We start from the raw sequence: 4,748 nt of genomic DNA on the forward strand, positions 1-4,748 counted from the left end.
TATATGTAACAATTACTCCTCATCGTGAATTTCTGCCTGCGGATACCCCAGACCAGAAACTATTTGTGATGTTGAAACTGCGACCGACCAAAGAAGTAGCAGTCGAGCTACCCTCAACTAGTTTTGCTTTTGTGATCGATACCAGTGGTTCCATGTATGAAGTGGTGGAAGGGGACACAAAACCTACAGGTAGAGTTTACACACAGGATGGAAACGACTATGAGGAAGTGATAGGTGGTAAAACCAAGATCGATATTGTGATTGAGTCACTGTTAAATTTAGTGCGCTCTAACCAGTTAGGTGGAAGCGATCGCATTGCCATTATCCAATTTGACGACCAAGCCTCTACTATTGTTGGACTAACACCAGCAACTGAAACCAGCCAGTTAGAAGCAGGGATTGAGAAACTCCGTAACTACAGTGGTGGCACCTGCATGGGAGAAGGGATGGAGCAGACCCTGACTATGCTCTCCGGTCAAACCATGACCAGTCGTCATGCTTTAATCTTTACTGATGGTCAAGCTTTTGATGAAGAAGAATGTCGGGAACTCGCGAAACAATTTTCGGAAAACGGTATCCCCATTACAGCCTTGGGAGTTGGTGACTACAATGAAGATTTACTGATCAACCTCAGCGATACTACCGCTGGTCACCTTCACCATATCGTTTCAGGAGATGCCACAGGTACTGATGTTGCTATTAGGGACTTACCCCAAATCCTGTTTAGAGAATTTAGCCAAGCCCAACAGGAAGTTATTAATAACCTTACCCTTACTGCCAAGACAGTTAAGGGGGTAAAACTCACCCGTGTTGTCCGGGCTTACCCTGACCAAGCGGAATTTCCCCTGATTCAATACCCCTATCTGATTGGCACCGCCATGGCCAATGATGAAACAGTCTTTATTCTGGAATTCACCATCGACAGTCACAGCAGCTCCCGTGTACGTATTGCTCAACTTGGTTTAACCTACGATATTCCAGGACAAAATCGCCGAGGTGAGCTGCCACCTCAAAATGTGGTAGTTCAATTTGTTCCTGGTCAGAGCGGAGCGGCACAAGTAGACCCAGAAGTAATGGGTTATGTACAACAGTGCAATATTTCTCAGCTAGTAACTCAAGCTACCAGACTGGCTGATAGTAATCCCGAAGAAGCAGGAAAACTCTTAGATACTGCCCGTCGGATGACAGTCAGGATTGGCAACCAAGCCATGCTTGACTCTCTCAATCAAGCTCAAGACGAGTTACGCAAAACTCGCAAGATTTCTTCTGGAACTCGTAAAACCATCAAAATGGGTTCCAGAGGTAAGACTATCAAAATGACTGGAGATATTAATAGTGACCTTTCAGAAGAACAGATTCGTAACCTCTCAGGAACTTAGACCGTCAGCGGTGAGCTAAAAGCTCACGCTACGCGAACAGCGGTCAGCGGTCAGCCGTCAGCCGTCAGCCGTCAGCGGGCATCTTGGTGGAACAGGCATCTTGCCTGTTTCAATTCCCAGGCGGACTGTCCCAACCCTGGCTACGAGCTTGAACATCAGGGCAAGCCCGCCCCTAACGCACTCCTCCCGACTCCCGACTCCCGACTCCCGACTCCCGACTCCCTTTATATATATTTACTCACCAAGGATTTATCAATGATTACCTGCTCAATTTGTGGCTATGATAAAAACCCAGAAGGAACCGAATTCTGTGAGGCTTGTGGTTCTGAATTACAATCCCAAACCAAAGTACCACCTGAATCTCAACCACCAATCATAATCCAACCTCCTCAGCAGAATCCCTGGAAAACTACACCAGCACAACCTCTTGATGAGCCTCTACCAATCACCCTAGAGCAACCCCAACCCCAGCCCTTTATACCTCCAACTCCTCCTATTACTAATACTGCTTTAATAGCGAAACTGATTGCTAAGCAAGCTGATGCTCCTGTCCCAGAATTCTGGCTAGATCATAGCAATCTTATCGGCATCTTTGATCCAGATATGGGTCCTGTTGATATTGACTTAGAGCCATTTGTCGGTAACGAGACAGTCTCCCGCCACCACGCAGAAATTTATCGAGAGGGAGGGCAATGGAAAATCAAAGACCTTGGTTCTACCAATGGTGTTTTTATCAAGCCTGCTGGTAAAACTCGCTTCAATGCCAAAATTACCCGACCGGAAACCATCAATCCCGGAGATGAAATTGCGATCGCTAAAATTCGTTTCCTCTTCCAAAGCCCATAACAGTGCATCTCATATTTGTCGGGAATCGGGAATCGGGAATCGGGAATCGGGAGTGTGGGGAGATGGGGAGATGGGGAGATGGGGAGATGGGGAGATTATGATGACAGCGTTTTTCATAACTATGAGGTGCGCTCTTACCATTAAGAATTAAATTCGCCACAGGTCGCACCTGAGGTACACAGGATTTTTTTCACTCTTACCTCTTGCCTATTGCTAGCATGCCTATTGCCTATTGCCTGCTCCCGACTCCCGACTCCCTCGGTGCGCTTTCCGTTGGCGAATTAAATTCGCCACGGGTCGCACCGCTCCCGACTCCCGACTCCCCCACTCTCACAACCATGGAATTTAAATCAATACCAGCTTATGACCAATGGTTTAGTAATTGAACAAGATGCAGAATTCCCGATAGACAACTATCACCTCAAAGTCCGGTCATACCTAGGTCAATTGACAGCAGGTATTCACTACTTTGAAGTCAACTTTGAAGTCAACCTTGAGTCTACTGACCCCAGTCCCACTACAGGCAACTTGGCCTTGCTGCGTGTGGGGTCTAGTGACGGTGGGCTAAGTCGAGAATTACAGCTAAGGGAAAAGCTAGGTAACTATGCCATGATTGCCGAATTACTAGCTAGTACCATCCAAGACTCTGTAGTTATTAACCCTAGCCCACCCTCCCTGGAGCCAGAACCGGAGACACAGAAGCCAGAGGAGATAGAATCTTCTGAGCAACAGTCTCCAGTTACCACTGACCAAGAGGAATCAGAAGCAACAGTTAGTGAAGAAGAAACAACTGACCAAGAGCTCAACTCTGAAACTAGAGAAGATACTAGAGAAGATTCCTCGGAAACCCCTAAGGACCCTGAGCCTGAATCTGAATATCTAGAGGAAGAATACTATCCAGAAAATGAAATCAGTCCTGACACCTCTGGTCAAAGGCTGATGCTATTAACGTCGCTGCCAGACAGTCAATCAACCTTAGAGACTTGGCTGCAAGAAGAGCATTCTGATCAAGAGTCTCTATCACTGATTATCCCCATCTGTCAATGTTTTTACTATTTATATCAGCGTCAGTGGTGCTTGGTTGATGTGATTCCGAAACTGATTGAAATCGGAAAACCGATCAAGTTTTTTGATTTAACCAGTGCCTATCCTATTGATCAAAAGCTCGACTATGGCTTGTTAGGAAACTACTGCGCTTTTGAACTCTCCTCCGGTAATCCCTTCCAGGAGTCAATGAGCAGTTACACTGTGGGAGCGCTGCTTTACCAAGCTATTCATCAACAGCTTCTTCCACAAGACCAGACTCTTGACATCCAGATTAAGCCCATTCCTCAGATTTATCAACTGCTCAAGATTTGCCTCTCTTCTGTTCCAGAAGAACGCTTCTCCCTTTCCCACTTACTGAGTCTCTTAATTGAAACTCGTAAATCATTTCAGACCACCCAAGTTCAATGGCAAGTGGCCAGTAAATCAACAGTAGGACTCTCAACTAGTCGTTTACACAACGAAGATAGTTATGGAGTACGACAGCAACAGTTGAGTAATGGTGATACTATGATTTTAGCCGCTGTTGCTGACGGTATGGGTGGCATGTCTCAGGGAGAGTTAGCCAGTCAATTAGCCATCAAAACCGTGTTTGAGCAACCGATTCCCTCTGAGTTGAAAACTGTCAACCAGCAGACAGATTGGTTGGTATCATTATTCCAAAACGCTAACCAATCTGTAACTAACGCCGTACGAAACGGCGGAACCACACTAAGTGTAATTTTAGGGATTAGTAACAACTTACTAGTGGCTCATGTGGGAGACAGTCGTATTTACTTAATCAGGAAAGAACAAATATGTCAATTAACTGAAGACCACTCACTAGTAGCGATGTTACTGGCCAGTGGTGAAATCACCTATCAAGAAAGTCTTGACCATCCAGATAGTAATATTCTTACTAAAGCCCTGGGTTCACAACCAAGACTTAGTGATGGTTATGTCCAAGATTTGAGCCACTTTAGTCAAGACTTATCCCTAGCTCTAGAAGATAGTGATATCTTGCTGCTCTGTTCAGATGGTGTCTGGAGTTTAGTGTCAGATACTGAACTAGCGGAAACTTTTAAAAAAACTCAGCCTTTACAAGCAGCTGTTGACGAAATTATCCAAAAAGTTATAGATAATGGAGCATATGATAATGCTACAATTTTAGCATTGGAGTGTTGTATAAAAAATGCTAGTTGAGGCATCTGCACTTAAATAAAGTATAGCATTTATAAATGAGATGTAAACCGAGGATGTCTTTTTTTATTGTCTAATAAAAATACGGATATCTTTACCCTCTTGCCTCTTGCCTCTTGCCTCTTGCCTTCCCCTCCTGGGAGGGGTTAGGGGTGGGTTCCTCTTGCCTCTTGCCTCTTGCCTCTTGCCTAAAAGACTATGTTCACAACTCAAATCCAAACGCTATAACTTATGTACACCAATCAACAGAGAACCAATATAGCCTCTCGTCTTACGGAAATTCTCGAAAAGCGCAAACCC

At 45.1% G+C, this 4,748-nt stretch carries 7 protein-coding genes; 6 read left to right on the forward strand and 1 reads right to left on the reverse strand.

Annotated features, from left to right (window positions below):
- The 3 genes from F6K38_RS35130 to F6K38_RS35140 form a co-directional block, all read left to right on the forward strand.
- Positions 1 to 1,379 (forward strand): vWA domain-containing protein (locus tag F6K38_RS35130; RefSeq protein WP_287359725.1); only part of this gene is annotated, 1,379 nt, incomplete at its 5' end.
- A 100-nt stretch (positions 1,380 to 1,479) separates the two neighbouring features.
- Positions 1,480 to 1,638, forward strand: a complete 159-nt coding sequence (locus tag F6K38_RS35135) for a hypothetical protein (RefSeq protein WP_154659746.1) — start codon at positions 1,480 to 1,482, stop codon at positions 1,636 to 1,638.
- Positions 1,635 to 2,225 (forward strand): FHA domain-containing protein, encoded by a 591-nt coding sequence (locus F6K38_RS35140; RefSeq protein WP_008182209.1) that lies wholly within the window; start codon positions 1,635 to 1,637, stop codon positions 2,223 to 2,225. The genes F6K38_RS35135 and F6K38_RS35140 overlap by 4 nt, the downstream gene beginning before the upstream one ends.
- Here F6K38_RS35140 and F6K38_RS35145 read toward each other — a convergent pair.
- Positions 2,194 to 2,385, reverse strand: coding sequence for a hypothetical protein (locus F6K38_RS35145; protein WP_131826923.1), 192 nt, complete (start codon positions 2,383 to 2,385; stop codon positions 2,194 to 2,196). The genes F6K38_RS35140 and F6K38_RS35145 overlap by 32 nt on opposite strands.
- A gap of 43 nt (positions 2,386 to 2,428) precedes the next feature.
- Between F6K38_RS35145 and F6K38_RS35150 the strand changes: the two genes are divergently transcribed.
- The 3 genes from F6K38_RS35150 to F6K38_RS35160 all read left to right on the forward strand — a co-directional run.
- The gene (locus F6K38_RS35150) at positions 2,429 to 2,611 is read left to right on the forward strand and encodes a hypothetical protein (protein WP_131826924.1); all 183 of its coding nucleotides are present in this window, start codon (positions 2,429 to 2,431) and stop codon (positions 2,609 to 2,611) included.
- Positions 2,589 to 4,451, forward strand: a complete 1,863-nt coding sequence (locus F6K38_RS35155; protein WP_008182207.1) for a PP2C family protein-serine/threonine phosphatase — start codon at positions 2,589 to 2,591, stop codon at positions 4,449 to 4,451. Before F6K38_RS35150 ends, F6K38_RS35155 begins: the two co-directional genes overlap by 23 nt.
- Positions 4,452 to 4,564: 113 nt before the next feature.
- Positions 4,565 to 4,748, forward strand: a 184-nt coding sequence (locus F6K38_RS35160; RefSeq protein WP_287359726.1) for a hypothetical protein, incomplete at its 3' end; no start/stop codon positions are given.

Origin of the sequence: Moorena sp. SIO3B2 (genome assembly GCF_010692525.1) — a bacterium.
Taxonomy (GTDB): Bacteria; Cyanobacteriota; Cyanobacteriia; order Cyanobacteriales; family Coleofasciculaceae; genus Moorena; species Moorena producens.

What these genes read in the sequence shown, in the direction of transcription:
- F6K38_RS35140 (WP_008182209.1), top strand. Translation starts at nt 1,635, where the DNA reads ATGATTACCTGCTCAATTTGTGGCTATGATAAAAACCCAGAAGGAACC.
- F6K38_RS35155 (WP_008182207.1), top strand. Translation starts at nt 2,589, where the DNA reads ATGACCAATGGTTTAGTAATTGAACAAGATGCAGAATTCCCGATAGAC.